Annotated in this window: 20 protein-coding genes and 1 pseudogene; 7 read left to right on the top strand and 14 right to left on the bottom strand. The window is 64.9% G+C overall.

The window, feature by feature from the left end; genetic code table 11:
- Positions 1 to 4: 4 nt before the first annotated feature.
- A pseudogene (locus ACWPXE_RS31950) lies at positions 5 to 303 on the bottom strand (IS5/IS1182 family transposase); the annotation flags it as partial.
- Here ACWPXE_RS31950 and ACWPXE_RS31945 point away from each other — a divergent pair.
- The gene (locus ACWPXE_RS31945; protein ID WP_454021060.1) at positions 302 to 628 is read left to right on the top strand and encodes a transposase; all 327 of its coding nucleotides are present in this window, start codon (positions 302 to 304) and stop codon (positions 626 to 628) included. The pseudogene ACWPXE_RS31950 and the gene ACWPXE_RS31945 overlap by 2 nt on opposite strands.
- An 85-nt stretch (positions 629 to 713) precedes the next feature.
- On the opposite strand, the gene ACWPXE_RS31940 is transcribed toward ACWPXE_RS31945, so the two are convergent.
- The 9 genes from ACWPXE_RS31940 to ACWPXE_RS31900 form a co-directional block, all read right to left on the bottom strand.
- Complete coding sequence (locus ACWPXE_RS31940) at positions 714 to 1871, bottom strand: class I SAM-dependent methyltransferase (RefSeq protein WP_454021059.1); 1158 nt, start codon at positions 1869 to 1871, stop codon at positions 714 to 716.
- 7 nt (positions 1872 to 1878) lie between these two features.
- Positions 1879 to 2598 carry a cytidylyltransferase domain-containing protein gene (locus ACWPXE_RS31935; protein WP_454021058.1) on the bottom strand — a complete coding sequence of 240 codons (720 nt, stop codon included), beginning with the start codon at positions 2596 to 2598 and terminating at the stop codon, positions 1879 to 1881.
- A gap of 14 nt (positions 2599 to 2612) precedes the next feature.
- Positions 2613 to 3689, bottom strand: coding sequence for an NAD-dependent epimerase/dehydratase family protein (locus ACWPXE_RS31930; protein ID WP_454021057.1), 1077 nt, complete (start codon positions 3687 to 3689; stop codon positions 2613 to 2615).
- Positions 3690 to 3755: 66 nt separating this feature from the next.
- On the bottom strand, positions 3756 to 4910 hold the full coding sequence (locus tag ACWPXE_RS31925) for a DegT/DnrJ/EryC1/StrS family aminotransferase (RefSeq protein WP_454021056.1): 1155 nt from the start codon (positions 4908 to 4910) through the stop codon (positions 3756 to 3758).
- A 177-nt stretch (positions 4911 to 5087) separates the two neighbouring features.
- Positions 5088 to 6386, bottom strand: a complete 1299-nt coding sequence (locus ACWPXE_RS31920; protein ID WP_454021055.1) for an N-acetyl sugar amidotransferase — start codon at positions 6384 to 6386, stop codon at positions 5088 to 5090.
- On the bottom strand, positions 6358 to 7227 hold the full coding sequence (hisF, locus tag ACWPXE_RS31915; protein ID WP_454021054.1) for an imidazole glycerol phosphate synthase subunit HisF: 870 nt from the start codon (positions 7225 to 7227) through the stop codon (positions 6358 to 6360). The genes ACWPXE_RS31920 and hisF overlap by 29 nt, the downstream gene beginning before the upstream one ends.
- A 3-nt stretch (positions 7228 to 7230) precedes the next feature.
- On the bottom strand, positions 7231 to 7878 hold the full coding sequence (gene hisH / locus ACWPXE_RS31910; RefSeq protein ID WP_454021053.1) for an imidazole glycerol phosphate synthase subunit HisH: 648 nt from the start codon (positions 7876 to 7878) through the stop codon (positions 7231 to 7233).
- A 28-nt stretch (positions 7879 to 7906) separates the two neighbouring features.
- Positions 7907 to 9028: an N-acetyl sugar amidotransferase gene (locus ACWPXE_RS31905; RefSeq protein ID WP_454021052.1), complete on the bottom strand. Its 1122-nt coding sequence runs from the start codon at positions 9026 to 9028 to the stop codon at positions 7907 to 7909.
- Positions 9025 to 9594 carry a GNAT family N-acetyltransferase gene (locus ACWPXE_RS31900; protein ID WP_454021051.1) on the bottom strand — a complete coding sequence of 190 codons (570 nt, stop codon included), beginning with the start codon at positions 9592 to 9594 and terminating at the stop codon, positions 9025 to 9027. Before ACWPXE_RS31900 ends, ACWPXE_RS31905 begins: the two co-directional genes overlap by 4 nt.
- Before the next feature lie 167 nt (positions 9595 to 9761).
- Here ACWPXE_RS31900 and ACWPXE_RS31895 point away from each other — a divergent pair, with 167 nt between their 5' ends.
- Positions 9762 to 10985 carry a sulfotransferase family protein gene (locus tag ACWPXE_RS31895; RefSeq protein WP_454021050.1) on the top strand — a complete coding sequence of 408 codons (1224 nt, stop codon included), beginning with the start codon at positions 9762 to 9764 and terminating at the stop codon, positions 10983 to 10985.
- 113 nt (positions 10986 to 11098) lie between these two features.
- Here the strand turns inward: ACWPXE_RS31895 and ACWPXE_RS31890 are convergent, their stop codons facing one another.
- Positions 11099 to 12538, bottom strand: coding sequence for a phytanoyl-CoA dioxygenase family protein (locus ACWPXE_RS31890; RefSeq protein WP_454021049.1), 1440 nt, complete (start codon positions 12536 to 12538; stop codon positions 11099 to 11101).
- A 307-nt stretch (positions 12539 to 12845) separates the two neighbouring features.
- Between ACWPXE_RS31890 and ACWPXE_RS31885 the strand changes: the two genes are divergently transcribed.
- From ACWPXE_RS31885 to ACWPXE_RS31875, 3 genes are all read left to right on the top strand, one after another.
- On the top strand, positions 12846 to 14867 hold the full coding sequence (locus tag ACWPXE_RS31885) for a glycosyltransferase family protein (protein ID WP_454021048.1): 2022 nt from the start codon (positions 12846 to 12848) through the stop codon (positions 14865 to 14867).
- 93 nt (positions 14868 to 14960) lie between these two features.
- The gene (locus tag ACWPXE_RS31880) at positions 14961 to 15785 is read left to right on the top strand and encodes a glycosyltransferase family 2 protein (protein WP_454021047.1); all 825 of its coding nucleotides are present in this window, start codon (positions 14961 to 14963) and stop codon (positions 15783 to 15785) included.
- Entirely contained in the window at positions 15785 to 16933 is a 1149-nt protein-coding gene (locus ACWPXE_RS31875) for a hypothetical protein (RefSeq protein WP_454021046.1), read from the top strand. The genes ACWPXE_RS31880 and ACWPXE_RS31875 overlap by 1 nt, the downstream gene beginning before the upstream one ends.
- On the opposite strand, the gene ACWPXE_RS31870 is transcribed toward ACWPXE_RS31875, so the two are convergent.
- Positions 16915 to 18213 (bottom strand): glycosyltransferase, encoded by a 1299-nt coding sequence (locus ACWPXE_RS31870; protein ID WP_454021045.1) that lies wholly within the window; start codon positions 18211 to 18213, stop codon positions 16915 to 16917. The genes ACWPXE_RS31875 and ACWPXE_RS31870 overlap by 19 nt on opposite strands.
- Before the next feature lie 110 nt (positions 18214 to 18323).
- A complete protein-coding gene (locus ACWPXE_RS31865; protein WP_454021044.1) occupies positions 18324 to 20267 on the bottom strand; it encodes a class I SAM-dependent methyltransferase in 1944 nt (647 codons plus the stop codon).
- A 340-nt stretch (positions 20268 to 20607) separates the two neighbouring features.
- Here ACWPXE_RS31865 and ACWPXE_RS31860 point away from each other — a divergent pair, with 340 nt between their 5' ends.
- On the top strand, positions 20608 to 21288 hold the full coding sequence (locus ACWPXE_RS31860) for a methyltransferase domain-containing protein (RefSeq protein WP_454021043.1): 681 nt from the start codon (positions 20608 to 20610) through the stop codon (positions 21286 to 21288).
- Between the two features lie 81 nt (positions 21289 to 21369).
- Complete coding sequence (locus tag ACWPXE_RS31855) at positions 21370 to 22443, top strand: glycosyltransferase family protein (protein WP_454021042.1); 1074 nt, start codon at positions 21370 to 21372, stop codon at positions 22441 to 22443.
- Positions 22444 to 22501: 58 nt separating this feature from the next.
- On the opposite strand, the gene ACWPXE_RS31850 is transcribed toward ACWPXE_RS31855, so the two are convergent.
- Positions 22502 to 23182 carry a hypothetical protein gene (locus ACWPXE_RS31850; protein WP_454021041.1) on the bottom strand — a complete coding sequence of 227 codons (681 nt, stop codon included), beginning with the start codon at positions 23180 to 23182 and terminating at the stop codon, positions 22502 to 22504.
- Between the last annotated feature and the right edge of the window lie 29 nt (positions 23183 to 23211).

Genomic DNA, 23211 nt, shown 5'->3' with positions numbered 1-23211 from the left:
CCGACAGCTTGAAGTCGATCACGTTGGCGCCAGCGACCGCGAGGCCGAGGGGAAGGCCGCGGCCATCGGTCAGCAGTGAACGCTTGGTTCCCAGTTTTCCGCGGTCGGTCGGGTTGGGACCGACTTTTTTCCCCCACCCAGGGGGGCCTTGGTCATCGCCCCCTTCACGGCCATCCAACTCCAGTCGATGCCGAGCAGTGCATCGTAGGCCAGCAGCCCCTGGCGCCAGAACTCATCGAACACCCCAGCATCGATCCACTCGCGGAAGCGACGGTAAGCGGAAGACGGTGAGACCATCGCCGTGCCGGGCCCCTCACCGACGATAGCGCAGCCGCAACATCTTTGCCTGGACAAGGGCAACGATTACGATGGCCCGCGCCAGATCGCCTACGACTACGGTCTCACCGCCCATATCCGGCGCCGGGGCAAGGATCGATCCGCCACCCCCGCCCAGCCCGGAAAACCACGAAGGTGGGTGGTGGGACGGGCGCACTCCTGGCTGAACCGCTACCGCCGCATCCTGGTCCGCTGGGAAAAGCTCGCCCTCATCTACAAGGTCATGCTCCACATCGTCTGCGCCGCTACCGTCTGGGAGCTTGTCTCCCTAATGGAATATATTCCTATATGATGCACGCCAAACACGGCGCAAACAACTCGGAAAAATTTTTCGGACACCCGACATGAATTGTCGGAGCGCTTGCGCCTTCCAGGCTTTATTTCGTGGCATAGACGATCCACATGCCTTGGACGTAGCTGGAAACACCGCGACGGTCAGCTTCCTCCCGCGGCAGCTCATAGGAGCTGTGACACGCGTCGACCGTCCGAAAACCGGGGAGCAGTTCGGCGAATTCCTCCTTGGAAAAGAAATGAGCAAGTCCGATCGTCTCCAGTCCGATGCGCCCTCCTCCGGCCTGCGACTCCAGCCGGACTGTGCCGGGATCGGTGGGGTTCTGATCCCCGCGGTGGTCCAGATAGGTGGTGTGGCGGTCGCTCAGCATATAGCCGACAAAGAGACCGCCGGGCTTGAGTACCCGCGCGACTTCGGCGAACGCCGCTTTCCGGTCCTCCCGTGTCAGATGTTGGAACACACAGCTTTCGAGAACGCCGTCGAACTGCCCGGCGGGGAACGGCAGGGCCGTCGCCGAGCCGTGCTCCAGGCTAGCGAGCCGTTCGGTCAGGCCGCGCGCTTGGAAGTTGCGGCGTGCGAGTTCCAGGGCGGCCGGGGAAATGTCGATGCCCGATGCCTTGATGCCGCGCTCCGCAAGCCAGACGAGATTGGGCCCGGCACCACAGCCGACTTCCAGGAAATGCAGGTTGGCGTAGTCCGCCGGGCTCATACGCGCGCGCAGATAGTGCGACACCGAACGCACCAGCGCCTCCACCGGCGCGGTGTTGTATGCGGCCTGGCGGATTTGGTCCCGGAAGGATTCCTCCCACAAGCTTTGCATGGCGGCGTCCCGGCCCGTCATCGGCATCGGCTTGGCAGCCGCCGGGCTTTCCGGCTGGCGCTCGGCCGACGGCCATTCGACAGCGGCCCCATCGAGCCAAGCCAGCACGCGCATGCCCTGCTCGTCGAGGTAGGCCCTGAACTCGCCCTCGCGGTCCCGATCGACCAGCAGGACGTACCGGCGGTCGCCACTTTCCACCAGCGCCGATCGGTAGCCGAACTGGGCGAGACGCCCGTTCAAGGACGGCGTCGCGTAGTACCCCCAGGTTTTGCGGACGATGTCGTACTCCCGGCCGTTCTCCGACACCAGAGTGATCTGCTCATCTGGAGCGAGACCGATATCGGCAACATGGCTAATGTTGATCGGCCGATCGGCGTGACCGACGGTGAATCGACGTGGCGGCGTGCGCAAATCGAACTGCATGGGTCACTTATCCTCGGTCCATCGGTATCATAACAACGTGTGCCGGCCATTTTCGCGCAACGTGGACGACCTCGCCAATGCTTGCCGTTGCAGCCCGCTCGCCGAGGTTCGCGGCAATCCAATCGGCTTTGGCAAGGTCGTCGGAGGTGTCGACCGTCAACGAGACGCCGTCGTAGCGCCAGTCCGGGGCAGCCACATTGACGATCGAGTATCGCTCCGGGTGGCGGTACATGAAACGAGTCACGTGCTCCCGGTCCTCGGGATCGGCGGCTTCCTCCGCCATGCGCCGGAGTGCGGCAGCGTCAACCGCCTCCACGCTCAGTCCTGGGGGATAGGTGCGTGGAAAGACGTTGGTCGCGATGTCCGCGGAGGAGTCCGTCGCGGCTTGGAGCACCCGTTCGATCAGGCCGGGGTCGATGAAGGGGCTGTCTGCGCTTACACGCACAAGCCGACCGATTCCGAGGGCCGTGGCGCACGCGAGCGCGCGCCCCGCCACATCGTCGGCATCACCGCGGAAAACCGACACCCCCTCGTCCTCGGCAAAGGCGACGATGGGATGGTCGACGGCGCGACTAGAGGTGGCGACCACCACGGGATGCCCGCCCGGCAGCCGCCGAACCCGGTCGAGAACCCGACCAAGCAGCGGGCGTCCCGCTATGGGGCACAACGTCTTTGCCGGTAACCGGCGCGAATCCATCCGTGCGAAGACGACGACGGCCGCTCGCATGCATTCGCCCGCCATCAGCGCCGCGACGCCCCCATCACAAGGTCCCATTGCTCGGCGTACCACCGGCAGTACCGCAGGTAACCGTCTTCCAGCCGCCACTTGGGGACGAACCCCAGGACGTCCCGGGCACGGTCGACGCTCAACGTGCCGCGGATCGGCTTCTCCTCAGCGCGGGGACGCACCTGCAATTCGACCCGAGGCACCACTTGGCGGACGATTTCGGCCAGTTCGGCAATGGTGCGGGCGTTCCCAAAGGTCAGGTTGAACGTCTCGGTACGCCCCTGTCCTTGGTGCAGCGCCAGCGACCGGACCATCCCCTCGACGAGATCGTCGATATAGGTGAAGTCCAAGCGGCCGTCTCCTCCGCCTTCAAGCAAAAGCGGCCGCCCCGCCAAGGCGTTCTCGATGAAGGCTTGGCTCACGCGGCGGCTGACGCAACGCTCGCCGTACAGGGCACTCGGTCGAATGATGGTGGTGCCGAGCCCGTGGTTGTGCGAATAGGTGCGGATCAGTCGCTCCGCCATGAACTTGGTGTTGGCGTATATTCCACGCGGTCGCGGGCGCGTGCTCTCGTCCACGGTCAACGTCTCGAAGTTGCCATAGACCGTGGAGGAGCTGAGCAGCATCACTTGGTCGATTTGGCTGAGGCGCGCCCGCACCAGTTCCAGGACGTTGCGAAGCGTCACCAGTTGCAGATCGAAGCACAGGCCAGGATCCTTGTTGGCCTCCACCGCACTGGCAATGGCCGAGAGGTGAACCACCTTCGTCGGCCGGAATTCGTCAAACACCCGGGTCAGGTCGATGAAATTGCGCGCGTCGATGTTGCGCAGCTGAACGCCGGCTTCGCGCATCATCTCGAAGCGCGACGTCAGGAAGTGGATGTTGAGGATGCGCTTGGCCGAGTCGCCGTAGTCGTGGAAAACGTTGTCGACCAAGCTGTTGACCATCAGATTGTCGACCACCATGGTCTCGATTCCGATTTTTCGCAGCTCAAGAGCCAGGTTATGCCCGATGAAGCCGCCTCCCCCAACGAGCATCACGCGATCATTCTGAAGCTTGCTGGCGACGGTTTCGTAGGGAATAGACTGCATGGCAACGTATCCTCGAAGACTGCGTTGTTCTTCCGGGTCGCCGCTCGACGGATCCCGGCCACCGGATCAGGCGCGCGACCGTCGGATCGCATTTCGCAACGCGTTGGCGATCGTGCGGGGGGCGTCGTCGGGCAGGTGCGGCCCGACCGGAAGCGATATGGTCTGCGCGGCCAGCCACTCCGCAACCGGGAACTGGCCGGGCCGGTGGCCGTACTTTTCCCTGTAGTAGGTCATCAGGGGAACGGCGCAGGGATAGTGGACGCTCGTGCCGATGCCAGCGGCCTTCAGTTCGGCGACCACCAAATCGCGGTCGATCCGGCCGTCCCGCGGCAAGACGGCGTTAAGGCAGTAATGCGACGAGCGTGCCTTGCCGCGCACCGGAGCGAAGACCGTCACCTCCTCGATGTCCGACAGCGCGCCGCGCAGGGCGTTGAAGTTGGCTTCCCGTGCTGCTTGGTGGGAATCGAGCTTGTCGAGTTGGACGAGCCCAACCGCCGCCTCGACCTCGTTCATGCGATAGTTGTATCCCAGCACCGTGACGTCGTAGACGCCGGGCTTGGTCCGTTCGCCAACGGTTCGGTCGTACCCAAAGGCGCGCCGCTGGACGATGGCGCGCGCCACATCGGGATCGTCGGTCGTCACCATGCCGCCTTCGATGGTCGTCATGTGCTTGATCGGATAGAAGGAGAAGCACCCCGTCAGACCGAGCGTGCCGGTCTTGCGCCCTTCCCAAGTCGCATCCAACGCGATGGCGCAGTCCTCGACGACAAAGGCGCCGACGCGGGCGGCAGCCTTCGCGACCGCGTCCATCTCGCACGGCAGGCCGAGAAAATGAACCACCATCACGGCGCGCGTCGCCGGCCCAAGCGCCGCTCCCAGAGCGTTGGGGTCGAGATTGCCGGTATCGGGCTGGACATCGACGAAGACGGGGCGCGCGCCGCAATACTCCACAGCGTGGGCGGTGGCAACATGGGTCATGGCGGGGACAATGACCTCGTCGCCCGTCGCCACTCCTTGCGCCAACAGTGACAGGTGGAGTCCGGCGGTGCACGAGGAAACAGCCACCGCATGGCGTGCCCCAATCCGTTCCGCGAAGCGTTCCTCGAACGCGTGCGTCACCGGCCCATGCACCAGGGTCGTGCCGGCCAGCACGCGCACCACGGCGTCGATCTCGCGCTTGTCGAGCATCGGCTGCCCGAAGGCGATCGTTTGGTCGGTCATGCGAAATCCCTTACCGGTTTTTGAGCCACCAGCCGCCACCATACGGGAGATTGCCTTAGCAATTCCTTAGCGGTTCATTAACCGCCACGCCGGCGATCCAGCGACATCCTCGCCATAGGCGTACCCGGCCGCGCCGCGTGCATCATGGACATGGCGAACGAGAAGGACGCCGGCGGCTCACGCCGGATCGACAATCCCCTTGCGCAGGAGGTAATACCGGCTTTCCTCAGCAGCGGCATCGCGCGGCGGGGTAAGGACGAACTCGCACGCTCCGCGGCGGGGCAGTGCTACCGCATCGGCGCCGGGGGCGCCGGCATGGCTGATGATGCTGTCCTTCAGCATCCACCGGCCCGCATCGCCGCGTTCCCAGATGCGCGGGTCGCGGTGGGCGTCCACATGTGCGAAGAGTTCGTCTTCCGACATGCCGCACCAATCGAGAAAGCGCGCGGTGCCGGGCGGCGGAACATCCTGATAACGGCGAACGAGGTCAATCCCTTCCGCCCGGCTGAGGCGCCCGAACCGGATCTCGCGGGTTGCATGATCGGTCACCACCCCATACCCCCATTTACGGAATTTGATAAGATCGTGAAGGCCGCTGTAATGAAAGCAGTCGACGTCGCTGTAACGATCAAACGTCCGAGCCTGATCGGCCGTCTCGCATCCGTAAAGTTCAATCATCCTCTCATGTTGCGCCTTGGTATCCCAACGAATGTAATTGGATAGGTAGATGCCACGGACGCCCACCTTTTCCAATTCTTTGTCGTTCGGATAGAAAAACTGTCCCAAATCGTCGAGAGTCAGGTTTTCCTCGCCACCGATCAGGTCTTCCGCCTCAATTCCCATCAGGTCGTGATCCTTACGGTACTTGCGGGTCATCTCAACCTCGTCCAGGTGTGAGAACATCCCGACCTGGTCGCACCCCTGATGCACGCCCCATACGATGAGAGGAATTTTCAGACGGACAGCCGTCTGCACCGGGAAGACCGTCCGACCGGCCAGACAATGCCAGTATATGCTGCCCAGACGCCGGATCGTTTCCCGCGTGATGCGCTTCAGCTTCTGGGGCGCGACCATCATGTGCAGGAAGTCGCGATCGGTCAGCGTCCGCAGGTAGTTCAGGTTCCGGATGCCGATTTGGGTGTTGTAGTGTTTGTTGTAGGAAACCAGCAGCGGGTTCATGCCGAAGTCGTGAACCAGCGTGTGGACGATGAAGTAGCTGTCGCGCGCGCCGCTGACCGGTACGATGCAGTCGTAGGATCGACCCGTCCGCGATTGGTAGGCGTTCAGGATGGTTCGCAGGCGCTCGGCGCGCTCGCCCCAATCGAGCGCGTCCTTTTCCTCGTGCACCCGGCAACCGCTGCAGACGCCGTCCTCATCGAAGGTCAGGTGAAGCGGATGGTTTGCTGGATACAGACAGCGCCGGCAATACTGCATGGTTTCTTGGCTTTCAGATGATCTCATCCGGGATGTGCTCATAGGCCAAGCCTTCAAGATAGTCATCCGGCCTCTTCGCCAGACGGCCATCGTCGGTGAAGCCGGTGTCCTGGTAATCGGCGTAGGTGTCGAGGCGGACGTCGATACCGTGGCGGCGCAGGAATGCCTTGATCAGAACCACACTGTGCTCCGTGAAGTGGAGCATGTTTCCCGCCGCCACCGCAGACAGCGGGGGGATGGACAGCGCCTCGACGAAGTGGCGCGGGTGGCCGGCGCCGCCCAAGCCGATGACCGGAACCCGAACGGCGTCCGCCATGGAACGCAACAGGTCGAGATCGAAGCCACGCTTTGCTCCATCCCGGTCCACCGTGTTGACGAGGATTTCCCCGGCGCCCAAGTCGGCGCAACGTCGGGCATGCTCCAAGGCATCGAGGCCGGTGTCGATCCGTCCTCCCTCGTCCATGACGCTCCACCGCCCGTTCTCGTCGCGGACGTCGATCGACACGACGACACACTGCCGACCGAACATCCGCGCCACATCGCCGATCAGGGCCGGACGATGGATGGCGGCGCTGTTGATGGAGATCTTGTCGGCACCGGACTGGATCACGCGGGCGATGTCCTCGACCGTACGGAGCCCACCGCCGATCGTCAGCGGGACAAAGGCCTTGCCCGCCGCGTTGCCGACCAGTTGCGTGTCGATGCAGCGGCCGTCGCGGCTGGCGGTGATGTCGAGCAGGACGATCTCGTCGATGCCCCAGCGGTTAAGATACTCGACGGCCACCGACGGCCGCCCAATGGGCAGGTGACGGCGGAAGCCGATGCTCTGCACCGCCACCCCGTTGCGCACCAGAACGGTGCCGATCAAACGTTTCCTCAGCATGGCTCAGGCCGCTTGTCCGGTGGATTGGCGGGCTCCAATGCAGCGGAAGAAACGCCGGAGAAGCTTCAGCCCGGCGGTTTGGCTCTTCTCGGGGTGGAATTGGGTGGCGAAAATGGTCCCCGTGTGAACGGCCGCAACCAGTTCGTCCCCATAGGTGCAGGTCGCCGCCACGATGTCCGGCGGGCAGATCAGATGATAGCTGTGGTCGAAATAGTACGCCACGTCCGCGCCACGGTCGGCAAACAGGCTGTCCGCCGGACCGGGCGATACGCCGTTCCACCCGACGTGCGGGACCCGCAGGCCGGGATCGTTCTGCCCGATGCGCTCCACGCGGCCGGGAATCCACCCCAGTCCCTGGTGAGCGCCTTCCTCGGTCGAATGCTCGGCAAGCAGTTGCATGCCGAGGCAGACACCGAGAAACGGTTTGCCCTTGCCATGGACCTCGCGGTCCAAGGCCTCGATGAGACCGAAGCGGCAGAGATTAGCCATCGCCTGCCCAAATGCCCCCACCCCGGGCAGAATGATGACGTCGGCCGCGGCAAGGGATGCCGCATCATTGGCCACTGTCGCGGAGTATCCGAGGAAACGGATGGCACCGGCCACAGATGCCAAGTTCCCCATTCCATAATCGACGATGCAGCAGTGTGTCATCGGCTCTGTCCTCACCATGTCGGCCGCATCAGTAGGGGGGATCCTTCAGACGCCATCCGTCGCCGTTCCTCTCGAACAGGTCCTGGTTGCGGAACCGGTCAACCACCGCTCGAAATTCGTCTTCCGACAGACCGATGTAACGGCAGAACCGCTGGAGAATCTTGTCACCCACCACACCGTCGTAGAGGCGCGCCAGTTCCTGCGCTTCCTCGCGGGTCATCACCCCATGGCGTATAGCGCCGCTGACCTGCTCCGTCACCTTGCCAAAGCCGAGCTTTATGTACTTCAGCATCTGATTGACCGCGACGAAATCGTCGTCCAGCGCATCGAAAGGATTGATCTGGCCCATGACTTCGGGGCGTGCGTCCTCGCCGCTGCGCGGCATCATGCCGTGCGCCATGGCGATCTCGGCGTTTTTGTAATCATTGAAATCATGAATGTAATAGCCAAGATAAACCAGGCGCAAGTTGGCGCGCGTCATTTCATCATCAGTGGGATAGCGATACCAGAACAGGTCGCGGTCGGTCATTCCCGCTTTGAAATAAGGCGTCAGGTCGCCACCCTGCAAAGTGTTGTTGTACTTCATCCGGTTAGCGTCGCCGTCCAGCGAGCCCCCGGCGCTGCCCCACGCGAGGGCCGGGTTCTCGCCAAGGAAGATCAGCGGCGTCTGGTAGGCGATGGCCACACGGGGCACGGAGGCATAGAGAGCCATTTCGGTGGACTTGCACCAGTTCGCGAACTCCAGGATGCCGAACCGCATGAGTTGGCGCCAGCGTTCGGGGGCCGGGCTGACCTGAATGGTGTCGAAGCCCAGTTCACACAGGTTCGCCAGATTGTGGGCGCCGCGTTCCGTTTGCTGCTCGGGCGGGTAGGTGCACGAGACAAGCAGCACGCGCAAGCCCAGCTCGTCGCGGGCATAGAGGGCCTGCCGGTGACTGTCCTTGCCGCCACTGACTCCGATGATGCAGTCGTAGTTGGACTTGGTGTTGCGCCGCCCCCATTCGGCGATTTCGTCCAGCTCGCGCCGGCGGCCCTGCCAGTCGATGTGCCCCAGCGTCTCGGAGTAACGACACGGCAGGCAGACGCCTTCATCGTCGAAAATGCAGTCCGGGCGGGTGTCCGGTTCCAGGCACTTGCGACAGTACCTCATGGCCGACCCTTTGCATCCGCAAGGGGCGACCATTGCCCCGCAAACGCCGCGAAGTGCAACACGTCCACCTCTTGTCCCTCCCAAAGGACGTGCCGGTGTCGGCATCCGTCGATGACCATACCGGATCGGCGCATCACCTCGACCATCCCGACGTTGACCGCAAGCGCGCCGGCCGTAACCTTTCGCAGACCGATACGGTGGAGCGCAAGGTCAATGAGCGCGATCCATGCTTCAAGACCCATCCCCTTCCCGCGGTGGCGGGGCGAACCGATCAGAATCCCGATGTCCCCGCGCCGGCCGTCCTCGTCCACGTAGACCGTCGCCGTGCCGATCGGCTCGGGCTTCGGCCCGCACGCGTGGATGGCCAGAAACCGGTTGGGGGTTCCCTGAAACGAACGCAGATAGGCCCCGCAGCTTTCAATCGTGTGCTGGCGGCGGCGCTGCTCGCTGAAACGCATGGTCGTCGAATCGTTCAGCCAAGCAACATACTCCGGTGTCAGGTGCTCTTCCCGAAACCGCTCCAAGACCAAACGGGGCGTGACGATCGTCCCGTCGTCGATCTCCATCAACTCCTCCACACTCGAACGGCCCCGCCGGGGCTTGCCCGGGGTGGGGCACATTTTGCGCCAAAGACGGCGATAGAAACGTCCGCTTGGCGCGGAATGTGCTAAAGCAGCCCAGGACACGACCCCTGAGGGAACACGCCCGCAGACAATAGCTGGAGCAGGATGTTATGGCCGAAGCAACCTTTTTCCGCCCCCTGTTTGGAACCGGGCTCGCCCGATCGGGGGGAGGCCTGTACACGGGCACGCTGGGTGTCCATTCTCGCATACATTATGCGATGTGCCCCTTTCTCCAGATCTATCGTCACCTGCGCAATGCCATCGTCCGCCAGAAGGTCGAAGAAGAGTTCCGCTTTGCGGTTCCGGAAACTGTTCCCCTCCAAGACTATTATTTTCAGCCCGCACTCCGTTCGGTCTTTCTTACGATCCAGAACAGCAATCTGTCGGATATCCGCTTTGACGACCAAGGTGTCGGTTTTCTTGACGCGGTACGCCGGCGCTGCGCGCTGGAATCCCCTGACATCGCCAAGCAGGTCGACGGGATCGGCGGCGACACCTACAAGAACGTGTTCGATTCCGCCCTGAAGGTGATCGCGGATGTCCGGGGCGCCGCCCCCGGAGACTGGGTCGGCTGGCACGAGCCGTGGACGGTCGAATTCTTTCCGCTGCTGGCACGCGCCTATCCGGACGCGCACTTCATTGTCATGCTGCGCGACCCGCGCGCGATCATCAACTCCAACCAGGCCGCGTTGACGCAAGAGCACCTCGACCCCGACGAGGTCGGCCAAGTGCTGTCCTACGCGCGGCATTGGCGCAAACTGGTGGCGTTCGTCGAGCGTATGCGGGCCGACCCGATTTTCGACGGCCGCCTCTACGTCGGAACCCATGATCGCTTGGTAAGCGAACCGGAACCAGTGTTGCGCTCCATGTGCCAGTTCCTGGATTTGGAGTTCGATCCCCGCATGCTCGACACGGACAACATCGTCGATTACGCAACCGGCGGCACATGGAGGGGGAACAGCAGCTTTGACAAGGTCGTAACGGGATTTTCGGCACAGACGACGGACCGCTGGAAGTCGAAGCTGCCGACCGTCATTCTGCAGGCTACCGAATTCCTCTGCGGCCCTGAGATGGTGCGGGTCGGCTACGAACCAGTGACGCCCTTCGCCACGCAGCCACCGAGCGGCGACATCGTCGAATACCTTGTCCAATCCAACAGTCGGTATGCGAATTGGCGCACCGATATCGGAGATTCGGTGTTCGATGTCGGTGCGGAAATGTTTCGTCGCAGCCTGCTGGGCGTCGGCGAGGCGGTATGCGACGACGATCTCGTGGACCGCTGCTTCCTGTTTCGGGAGGCATACGCCGCGTTGCGCGCGCTTCCGGGAAACTGAGCCCCCTGAGCGCGCGGCGAGGGGCGCGGAACGGGCGCTCGCATCCGTTCCGCCGGTTGCGCCGGTGCCGGGGCACACGCTGACGGGACCGCGGCGGCATCAAGCCGTCGGGCTTACCGAGGCCTCTGGTAGCGAAAGACGTCAGGATTCGCGCGGACGAAGGCCAGATAGTCCTCACGGTAATCGGGCCGGGGGGCGAAGAGGCCGTTTTCCGCCCGCCCCAGCAGCGCAGTGTCGATGAACACGAACTCCATCATCAGGCGCGGGCGCCGGACCGGACGCGAGCCGCGATGCCAGCACCGCGTGTTCCCCGCAATCACCGTGCCGCGCGGCGCGGTGACCGTGACCAGATCCTCCTCCGGGTAGAATTGCCGGATTTCCTCGTCCGTAATGCGGGCGTACCCTCGCGACAGCAACTCGCGCGGCCGGTTGCCGCGGCGGTGCGAACCGCGCACGTAGGCGTGGGGGCCGCCGTCGGAATCCACGTCCGTCAAATAGAAGAAGAAGTTGAGGAAATGCGACCAGTCCCCGTCGTAGTGGAACTGCTGCGCCATGTTTGACTCGCGGCCAGGGGATTCGGGGAACGGGAAGCTCCACCACATGTTCACCGACGCCAGGGCCGGTTCGCAGCCCAGGTACTCCCGTGCCAGAACGAGGAAGGACGGGTCCGTCAGCAACCGCTGCACGTCCGGCTGATCGAGGATCGGCCCGGCGTCACACCAGAACCCGTCCATCGGCTCGGTGGCCTTGTCCAGGCGCACGCTCGTCTGCGACAGGCCATGCGGATGTTGTGGACGCCCGGGCGCGGTGTGCGCGAAGGCCGTGAGACGCTCGACCACGTCGTCCGACAGAAGGCGGTCGAAGACGTGATACCCGTCGACAGACAGCCGTTCGACCGCCTGCGCCAGAACCCTGCCGTCCTCAAAGCCGAGAAGGCCAGCCCTGTCCGCGCATGGCCGGGGCGGCCGCGCCAGACGGAGCATCGCGTTGACCGCGTGGTTGAAATGCCCGTCCGTGCCGCAGAACAGGTTGATGCGGGCGGCATAGCCGTGGGGAGGCCGCTCGCCCGTCTCGCCGGTAACGACGACCGCCGACAGCGCCGACAGGAGGGAAAGGAGGTTCCATCGCCCGTCGGTCGCGACGGCGTCGACGATCGATGAAACGACGGCCTTGCCGTCCTCCACGTCGCCCCGTTCGATCAGCAAAACCAGCGCTTGGCCGGCCGAGCGCAGGTCGGCGAGCGCGGCTTCGAAATCATCGGTCTCCAACCGCGCCGTTCCCGTGCTGAAGAGTTCGAGAATGGCTGCCCGCTCGACGGGAACCGCCGCATTGGCGCGGACCTTCGGTCCGAGATTGTCCAGGTTCAACTGGTCGACAAAGGCGTGCGCTTGTTCCTTGGACGAGAAAAGAGTCTTCAAGGCAACATAGCCAAACAAGGCCAAAGCCGATCGAACCCGGGAATCGAGACGACTGGCATCCAGCCCGGACGTTCCCGAACCAGATCCGCTCTCCGATGCTTCGGAACTCCCAGCAGCGTCACCGGTCTCTTTCATGCTCGCATCCCGATTCAACGACCTCGCCGGCGCGACTGCGCCGTTGGAACGGTTTGGCAGCGCGCGAGCCGAACAGGCCAACATTGCTCCCGAGATGGCTTTGCAGATCAAGAAGGTTTCCTCTTCGTCCTCGCACCGTGGCGGTATGCCGCGATGCCTCCGCTGGGCCGTCCTCCGTCATGCTTGATCCGTCATGCTTGACAGGGGCCGCGCCGGTGGGATGCATTGAACGGTTGGGTCTGGGAAGGAAGGGGGGAATGCCGATCATGTTTCCATGGCTTGCCACGGCAGTGGGACGATAGCCTCCGTGCGCCTTGCCCTTCACAACCCATTCGGTTCCGAACGCGCCACGGCCGAACGTGAACTCGCTGCCCGCATGACGGTAGCGGGGACGCGCCGGGGGTGGGTCGTCCGCATCGTCCATTCCGCCACCGAGATCGAAAGCTTCGCCCCCGATCTGGTGGTTGCGCTGCATCACGAAGCGCCCAAGGCAACACCGCACACAACCCTAGGCTGTCTCTGGAATCCGCCTCAGGGGTTTGAAGATGATCCGCAAACCCTGGCGCGGGTGCTTTCCTACGACGGCTTTCTCACCGCTGGCGATGCGATGCGCCGGTTTGTCGACGCCCATCTCTTTCCAACGCACCGCCGCGCACCGGGCGCATCCCTTTATCCGACAACGCACGCCGAGGCACTGGCTCCGCGCATCGGACCGGAAAGCCGTTTGTTCTACGTCGGCTCGAACTGGGACGGTCGACGGTTCGAGAGGCTCTTCGGCGCGCTTGCCCAAGCGGGTGTCCTGGCGGCCTTCGGTCCCCGGGAAACATGGTCCTATCTACGCGACGGCTATGCCGGTCCTCTGGCATTTGACGGGAGAGCGCTGCTGGAAACCGCAAACCGTTGCGGCATTGGGCTGTGCCTGCATCTTCCAGGGCACACCGCTGCGGGTATCCCCAACATGAGGGTGTTCGAACTGGCGGCCGCGGGCGCGCTGATGATCTGCGGCCGGCATCCCTTCATCGAGGAACACTTCTCCGACGCCGTCCTGATGGTTGATGCCGGCTCGGCGGAGGCCGTTGCCGAAGCGATCGTTGGCCATGTCCGGTGGGCCCGCGAGCATCCCGCAGTGGCTAATGCCATGGCGGCACGCGCCCAGTCGGTGTTCCTCGAACGCTTCACGCTCGATCACCTGATGTCGGCTTGGCCGGATCTGGTGGAGGAGGCGCGCAACGCTTCCCGGCTCGGCCCGTCACCGGCGGAGGGCGAACTGGTTCAGTTCGTCCTTCCGGTCGACGGCGCCCCGTCGGCGGCCGTTTGGCGCACCATTGAGAGCGTAGCCGGGCAGCGCCATCCCGCGGTGGGTTTGATCCTCGCCGGATCCGCCGAATCCCTCGACGCCGTCACCACATGGGCAGCCACTCCGGCCCTTGCATCACAAACCGTCTTGGTTGCCGGCGCGCCCCGCCCCGGCTCTGCGATCTGGGCCGGGCTGCGCCGGGTGGAAGCCCCCTGGTTCGGCGTGATTGAACCCGGGGTCGAACTGTTCCCCAACCATGCGGCGAGCCTTGTCGCCACCGCCGAGAAGGCGGCGGCCGAATTGGTCTACAGCAGCGCCGCTCTCGACAGTGGCGGATCCTGGCCGATTGTTCCAGCTGGAGCGCTGCGGCGGGGCGAACTGCCCGGCGACCGTCTGGACATTCTGCCGGCGGCATTCCTGGCGCGCACGCGCGTGCTCGACGAACGGCTGCTGCGTGATCCTGGCCTGAACGCCGGCGCTCCGCTTTACCTGGTCCGTCGTCTTGCAGCGCGCACCTCGGCCGCCATGTCGGGGCTGACAACGGTACGCGCGGCTCGCACGACCCTGGATGCCGAAGAGCGGCTTCATCTTGAGCGCCTGGAGCGTCTGGACGCGGAACTGCCGGCTGGCCCTGGGCCGGTGCGGCCGCGGCCGGCCCCGGCCTCCGATGCCGGGGCCACCATCCTTGCCGACGTGCCCCTTCTTCACGAGGCCGCCGACTTCGCCGCCCTCGATCCGGAACGCGCCGTCTACATCTACGGGTCGTCGCGGGGCGGCCGCCTCGTGCAGCTTGAATTGATGAAGCACCCGCAGCTCCGCATCGCCGGCTTCCTCGACAGCACAGCTGCCGGGGAAGCCTGGGAACTTCCGGTCCATCACCTCGCGGAAGTGCCCTCATCCGCCTTGGCGTCCGCCACCATCGTGGTCGCGAGTCAGCATGTCGTGGAGATCGTGGACACGCTAAAGCGCCTGGGGTCTTTTGCGGTGTTCAATGCCTATCCTTACATCGCCACCTACACGATGCGATGCTGAACATGTCCGAGTGCGGCATGCCCTTGACAGCGTTACTGCGATCCAGGCGACGCCCCTCGATGCTATCGATCGGCTCTTCCTCAATGGAGTCTCATGAATAATTTCGATCAGCCTCTCGACGCCGAACTCGGCTGGGTTCGGGACGTGTTGTCCTCCCACCGGCATGCAAAGATCCTGGCGGATGAAATCCTCGTTTCAATTATTTATCCGTTCTTCGAACGCCCCGATTATATCCTGCGATCAATTGAGAGCGTCAGGGAGCAACGGGGAACATTGTTCAAGCCGGAGCAAATCGAGATAATTGTTATAGATGACGGCAGCAGCAACGACCGGAATGCGATCGCCGATCGGCTGCCGCCAGACATTGTTTATCTCTGGCAGAGAAAGGCCCGGTTTGGTGCCAGCCGAGCCCGCAACAGCGGCGCAAAGATCGCCAATGGCCGCTACCTGTTTTTTCTTGATCCCGATATTGTCGTTGGTCCGGGATATGTGGAAGCCGGGCTTGCGGCGTTTGGGAAGCATGGGGACCGCCTGCTCCAGACCGGTTACATATGGGATTATTTTTTTGCCGGCGCCGATGATCCGCGGGAGGAATTTGGCGTTTGGGATTGTCCCGACGCACCGTCCGACCGCTTCTTGCATCTTGCCGCCGGCTCCGCGGCCATCGCGCGCGCGCTCTTCCTGGAAAGCGGTGGGTTCGACGAGGATCTCATCTATGGCGGTTGGGAGGACATCGAGTTTGGCCATCGCGTCGGGACACGCCCGGGGACGGCCATGGTCTACAACACGGGGATGGAATGCCGTCACATCCCGCACCCTCCGTCCCCCCGGTTGTCCGCCACCGATCTCAGCAAGGAGATCTGTCGCATCAAGCATCCCGATTTTTACGAGCTTTACTTTGTGAAAGGAATGCGGTGATGGCGACCGAGCGGTTTTGGCCGGCCAGCACGCCCCTCCTTTCCAGCCCGTGGGAGGCGGTTGAGGCCGGCCGCGCCGCCGAGGCGGTGAGGAGGAAACTGGCCGCCCGAAACACACGAGACGGCACCGTGCTGGTCTCCCGGTTTGGCAGCGGCACAGCCCCGGCCTTCTGGGCAGGGCTGTTCGACCGGATCGTGACCATCCGGGACAGCGATTCGCCCTTCACCGTACGGGACGAAGCCGAACATCGCCTCATCTGCGGACCGATGTCGCCGGCGTTCCGCCTGCGCACCAGGGAAGCCATTCCACCGCTCGACGCCCTTGTGATTGACGCACCGGATCTCCCGGGAGCGGTGGTGCAGTATTTCCTGTTCCGTCGCTGCCTCCGGCCACCAGCGGTGGTGCTGTTTGCCGCCGACCCGCGCAATCCCGGTGCCGGCGCCTTGGCGGACCGGCTGCGGGAGGGGGCCTTCGGGGTCCCACCTGCCATCGAGACGGTCATCGAAACGGCAGACGGAGGCCGGGTGGCGCTGGAACGCATTGAGTGCTTGCCGGAGGCTCGCAGACCCACCGGGAACGTACCGGCTTGGACGCCTCCCTCTTCCGGTATCCCACCCGCTGACCCGACTCTGGACATCATCATCGCCGACCTGCATGGCTACCGGGTGTTCCGTTGGTTCGGCTGCTTCGCCGCATCCCGGCTGCCCATGTCCGATCGTCCGGAAACCATCTTCGACGGCACGCCCGAGGATTACCTCGTCGCCCGGACGCTGCCGGAGGTGGTCGCTGCCGTGCAGCGGGGCGGAGCGGGCACGGAGGACGCCGGTCACGCCCTTGCCGCGGTGATCCGTTCCGCTGCGGAGAGGAGGCAGGCGTTGATCTGGGGAATGGGCAGCGACTTGCTCCGCGCACTGTGCGGCCGTCCCGACCTGGGAGAGGCGTTGCGCGTGGGGCGGCTCCAAATCGCGGACCGCGACCAGGCCGGGAAGCCGTTCTGCGGCCACCCCGTCCTTACGCCCGATGATTTGGCCTCTCTCAATGGACCGATCATCCTGGCGGCAGCCGCCGCACGGGCGGGAATGCGCGCTCACGCCGAACGCCTGGGCATCACCGCCCGCCTCGTCGATCCTTATCCTACCGATGCGTGATCGTCCGCTTTCCCGGCGCGCCCCCCTTCTTGGTCCAGAAGCGCCAGGAACAGGTCGAGGTAGCGCCGGGCCTGGGCCTGCGGGGTGTGAAGCGCCTGGACCCGCCGGTGCCCGCACAATCCCAATTCGGCTCCGCGCCCTTTGTCAGCCAGGGCTTCCCGCAAAACGAGAGCCAACGCATCGGCGGCGTCGCTTGGCACAAGCCAGCCGTTTTCCCCCGACTCAACCATGTCCGGCACCCCACCCACAGCCGTCGCGACGACGGGCCGGGCACAGGCGAACGCCTCCAGGACGACGTTGGGCAGGTTGTCCTCACGGGTCGGCAACACCACAATGTCGGCAGCGGCATAGATTTGGCGCATGAGGGCAGAATCATCCACATGCCCAAAGGCCCGGTGCGGAGCCGCTGCCATTTCTGGCGGCGGGGCGCCTTGGCCAACCAGAAGGACGAAGGGGCGGCCCCCGTCCTCCATGCGGGCGAGAGCGGCGGTCAGAATGTCGAGTCCTTTGCGGGGATCGCGGAGATTGCTGGAGACGAACAGGACGACCGCCGCGTCCCCCGGCACGTGAAGCGCGCGTCGCGCCTCGCCCGCCTCGCCGGGATAAAAAGCGTCGCAATCGACCGCGTTCGGAATCACGGTCACCGGCAAGCCGGCGGTGATCCCGCTGGCGTGTACTGCCGCTGCCATCCAGCGGCTCGGGGCAACGAAATGCAGCGGCCCAGCGCGGTCGGCCAATGCCGCCCTCTTCCGAAGGAACGCCGATGCGGACAGGTCCGCCGGGTCACCGTTGCCCAAAAACGGGCACGCCCCGCAGCCTTTGGTAAACCGCCGGCACGAACCAGGATAGTGGCATCCTCCGGTCAGCGGATTGAGGTCGTGAAGGGTCCACACCACCGGCAAGCCGGGCGGCAGAGCCCCCAGCACCAAAGAAACGTCCAGAAATTCGGCCATCCAGTGCAAATTGAGGATGTCGGCGGGCGGCAGGCAATCGGCGAAGGCCGCGCCCGCCGCCGCCTGATCGGCCGAGAAGCGGTAACGCAACGGTTCACGCCCGCCGTAAGGGGCGAACAGGGCGTCAATGGCGCGCGCCCGGTTTCGGCACCCCTGCAACGTTTCCAAGTCAATCCGGTCCCGCACGGCGACCGTGTGCGCCGGATCCTCGTCGGGCTCGCGCGCCCAAACGTACCGGGTGACCGGGCAGTCGAGGTCTTCCAGCCCGGACTGAAGGCGCCGCGCCGCCGCCGCCGCACCGCCCCAGCGAAACGTAAGTCCGGCCATGGCGACGCGCGGCAGGCGGCGTATGGCGGAAGCCGGGGAGGCAACCGTCGTCCGCAATCTCATCATTCGCTCTTCTCTCAATCCATGCACGCCGAGGTCGCGCCGTCGCGTCACCTCGGCTTCACCCCTTCGACGAACAGGCTGTCCGGTTTGCGGGGGCCGCCGTCGGGTCCTGCATCCAAGCCAGCGTCCACAAAGGCCGGCAGACCGGAATCGGTTGCCGTGCGGACTTGAACGTCCCTGAAACCGATGCGCTGCAACAGGCGGGAAAGGGAATAGCGGTCGTACATCCACCGGTGCACCTCGCCGGACAGGCGGAACCGCCCAACAGCGTCGGCGCTGCGTGGCCGGGGCGTTGGATGTCCGGGCGCCCACCACGGTGCCGGCTCCGTCCGTCGGGTGGGAAGCAGCGCCTCTTTGCCGATGCGATCCACGATGAACGCTTCGGCGGGGACAGGACGCCGAGACAAGCAGCGCCCCATGGCGCCTCCAGGCTCGTGGCGGACGAGCTGGTCCAACAGTTCCAGCACGATCCACTCGTACCGCTCCACAGCCCCAACATCCCCGGCGGCGGCGGCGGCGGCGGTTTCGACATAGAGGCGGGCAATCTGTTCCAGGTCGGGAACGACGACCCGCAGAACGCCTCCCGGTTTGAGCACACGATAACATTCTCGCAGGAATCCGGGAGCCTCGTCACGATCCAGATGCTCCAGAACATGCGAGTGGTACACCCCATCAAACCGCTGGTCGGGGAATGGCAACCCAGTCGCGGCGTCGTGGATCAGCACGCCGTAGTCGTGCGCCGCCACGTCCATGTTGACCCACCGAGGATCGAAATGCCCGCCGCAGCCGACATTGAGCAGAAGAGGGCGGTCGCCCGCGGCACCTCCGAGGGGAGCGCACAGAAACGTCTTCACCGCGACCACCCGGCCTGCCGGGGAGGACAGGTCCACCGGTTCGCCGCACCGCCAGACCCGGTGGACCCGCAGCCCATGTCGGGCCAGCAGCAGCCTCAGCTCGCCCTCGTTGAGGATCACCACCGGCTCCGCCGGCCCGCACCCAGGGGAGGCCAGAACCGACGTTGGGCGTTGCAGCGTCACGGGCACCGCGTGGAACACGCAGAACCGGCGAGCGACACGCGCGCTCTCCGCAATGATGCTTTCATAGGACTTGGCGCGGGCCAGCGTTCCGCTGGCGAAGACCACGTCGACGGCACCGTCAGCCTCCGTCAGCGGGCCCGCCACCCTATGCGGCCATTCCAGCACCGTAGGATTCGCCAGCCCGCACGCCGCAAGGACTGCCGCGGCCACGCCGGCCTCCCCCGGCCGACGACCCAGCGCTTCAAAATCCGCCGACGGCGCGAGGCCTGCCCCGCCGGCCTTGTACCCCGAGGGCATCCGCCGGGGGCGCTGGAAGACTGTTGGGTCGGCTACGGCAAGACCGGCCAGCACCGTGCCGACGCGCTCCGCATAGGCCGCCACCAACTGGTGAAGGGTACCGCCATCTGGAACGTGTTCTGGAAGGTCCCAGGCACCCGAGGCATGGCAGCCCACGTTGTGGAAATCGGCGAACACCAGAGGATGCCCGTCCCGTTCCGGACCACCGTCGGGAACGGCGGGGTTCTCGTCCGATCCGGAACGGAGAACGAGGCCATATGCCCCAGGCAGAACCTGCACCCCTTCGCCCCCCCGCCAGCTCAGCGTCGGACGGCAGCCGGCGGCGATCCGCCACGTGATCCAGGAGGGCATCGGCCGGTCGTCCACCACCCCTGCCACCGTCACGGCGGCGTCGGCGGCGTCGAACAGCTCATCGGCCGTCCCGTAGAAGACCACGGATGGCGCCACCCACGTCACCGTCCGGGCATTGGGGCTCATCGCCGCCACCAACCTGGGAAGATCCGCCACCGATGAGTCCGGCCGGAACGTCGACAGGTCACCGGGCGTGATGATGCGGGCCTGGGGCAGCCGGTCGCGGACAACCCGCTCGGTGGGCTCATCGCGGCAAAGGACGTACACCGCCACCGATGCCTCGCAGACCGCCAGTGAATCGAGCATGACGAGACCACGTCCCACATCGTCGGCGCCCAGCGCCGTGCAGACGCACCGGAACGGGGAGGCCACGCGCTGATGGTCTGGAACGGAAGAAAGGGGCGCCGCCATTGTCACGATCACCGGTTCAGCCGGACACGACAGCCGCAGGCCTAAGCCCGCGACCGGTCCATGGGCCAGTTTAGCAAGCCCTGGACTTGGCCGCACGGGCCTTTGTCCGGGCGGCGGTTCGCCTTGGCGCTTCTCCGGTTCCGGCGGCTGGGCTACTGTCGCTCGACGTCGGACAACGGACGATGGACCGCGGGACGACGGGTGCAGTGCGATCATTCGCAAAAGGGGAACACAGGTGCCGACGCTTGAATGGATGCGCAAGGAATTCCATTACGGCTATGACAGCGGGAACATCCTAGCTCCAGAGCCGGATGAACAGCGCCGGCAGGAGGAAGAGCGCATAGGCGGTTCCTACAGGGAGGTGTTCCTGTCCCACGTGGCGCCGCACCTGCGGCCCGACAGCATGGTGCTGGAACTCGGCCCGGGACGCGGCTCCTGGACGACGGCCTTGCTGAGCGTTCTGCCGAATGGCTGCCTTCACACCGTCGACTTCCAGGATCTCCGGCAGTGGGTCGACATTCCCGCGTTCGGTGGCCGCCTCGTCCACCATCAGGTCGCGGACAACGATTTCGGCTGCCTGCCGGACGGCGCCTTCGACTTTTTCTTCAGCTGGGGGGTCCTCTGCCACTGGGCCAAGGGGGACATCGAGCAGATCCTTGCCCGGATCCGCCCCAAGATGAAGTCGGGGGGGAAAGCCGTCTCCGGTTACGCCGCCTGGGACAAGCTGGACCGCTACGGCTGGGAGCGCGGTCGCGTTCCGCTGACCTTCCGTGACCTGCCCGACGACCGGATGTGGTGGCCGCGCAACACAGTCGCGGAGATGGCCGAGGTTTGCGAGCGCGCCGGCTGGCGGGTGATCGCGGCCGACCTCAATGCCGTCCAGCGGGACGGCGTCTTCCTCATTGAAACCCCCTGACCCCAGCGCGTCCGCGGAAGGGATCGACCGCAACAGTCGCGCCGGCACCCATCGGTCACCCCAGCGGCCAGAGACCCGACGATGCGCTTCCTGCAACTCGCCACCTACTACGACGCCTATCTCGGCGTCTTCCATCGCGCCAACCCGGACGTCGCAACGCTTTCCTATGAACAGCGCCTGCACCGGCTTCTGGCCGATGGCTTTGCGGGCGGTTACGTCTTCGCCCCCTCCATGCGCGCCTTGGGTTGCGAGTCGTCCTACGTCGTCGCGAACTGGATTTCCGGCCAAGCCCAATGGGCGCGCGAGAACAGCGTCGAGATCCCCGAGGACCGGGCGGGTGCGTTGCGGACCTGCGTGGAGCAGGTGAACCGCTTCCGTCCGGACGTCCTGTTCATTACGGACCCCATCGCCCTGGACGCCCGCTTCCTGGGCAGTCTCGCCTGGAAACCCCGCCTGGTGGTGGCGTGGCGCCAAGCCACCATTCCGGATGGGACGGACTGGCGGGGAGTCGACATCCTTCTTTCGGGCGACGACGCCTGCCTGCGCAGGGCACGGGAACTCGGCGCCCGGCAGCAGCGGCGCTTCCGCCCCGGCTTTCCGCACGCCATCGCTGATGCGCTGGATCCCGAGCCGCGGCGGACCGACGTCGTCTTTTGCGGACAGATCAGCGACGAGCATCGCGGACGCTGCCGGGGGCTTGAGATGATCGCCGAAGCCGCGGAGGGATCGAAGGGCGGCTTCAGCCTGGACTTCCATCTGCTCGGCTCCGCAACGGGCGTTCTGGAGCGGCACAACCGGGGTGCGCTGTGGGGCATGGCCATGTACCGGGCCATCCGTCAGGGGCGGATCGGCCTGAATTTCCACATCGACGTCACCGGACGCGCGATGAACTACCGGATGGTCGAGACGACCGCGCTCGGGACCCTGCTGCTGACGGAAGCCGACCCGATGCTGGCAACTTGGTTCGCCCCCGGCCATGAGGTGGAAACATACACGTCCGTCGGGGAATTGATCGAGAAGGCCCGGTTTTATCTGGACCATACCGACGCCCGCGAGGCCATCGCCCGGCGCGGACGGGAGCGGTGCCTGCGCGACTCGTCCATGGAGGCTCGGTCGGCGGAACTGGACCGGCTGATCCAAGAGGCCTTGCGGTAGAGCGCCCCCGCTTCTACCGGCCACCGGTGAACCGCCGGCGCCGCCGGCGGAAAGGGGCCTAAGGCCGCGGCATCTCGGCCAAGCTGCGGAGATACGGATTGTCCCGCGGGTTCTGGCCGCGGAAGACAAAGGCGATCCACCGGTAGAACGCCACCCCGACGACGTTCCTGGCCTGCCAGGGGGCATCGTCGGTGAACTCGCTCAGGAACGGCCAATCCTGCGGGCGAAAGCCCTCCGGCCAGTGGTTGATGGCGTCGGTCAGGGAGCGCAGGTGGTTGATCACCCGGTTGCCGTAGTCGCCGACGCATCCTCCGGTGTCCTCCAGCGCATAGACGCCGTGCTCGCTCATCCTTGGAAAGAGGAAGTCGAAGGTGTCGATCTGATGCCGGGGGATGTGGCTGCCGTCGTCGATCACGATGTCGAACGGCGCGCCGGCCTCCGCGACGAGCTTTTCCAGGAAGGACCGGTCGGACTGGTCGCCGATGTGGATGCGGATCCGTCCCTGCTCGAATCTCTTGCAGTCCGGATCGATGTCGACCCCGTGGATCGTCGCGTTGGGGAAAAACTCTTCCCACATGCGCACGGAGCGATCGGTCTGTACCCCGATCTCGCAGACATTCCGGACCTCGTGAGCAATGTCTCTGAAATGGGTCCAGTAGTGCTGCAGATAATTGTGATTGCGCTTGCTCGGCTGGTACTTCTCTCCGAGAAGCTCAAGTGGATTTTTCCTATGGATCATGCGGGCACCTTGGAAACTGTGAAACGGTC

The sequence above is a fragment of the Azospirillum sp. Marseille-Q6669 genome (assembly GCF_965111635.1).
The sequence above is the reverse complement of the archived record's forward strand: the minus strand, read 5'-3'. Positions and strand labels throughout refer to the sequence as shown.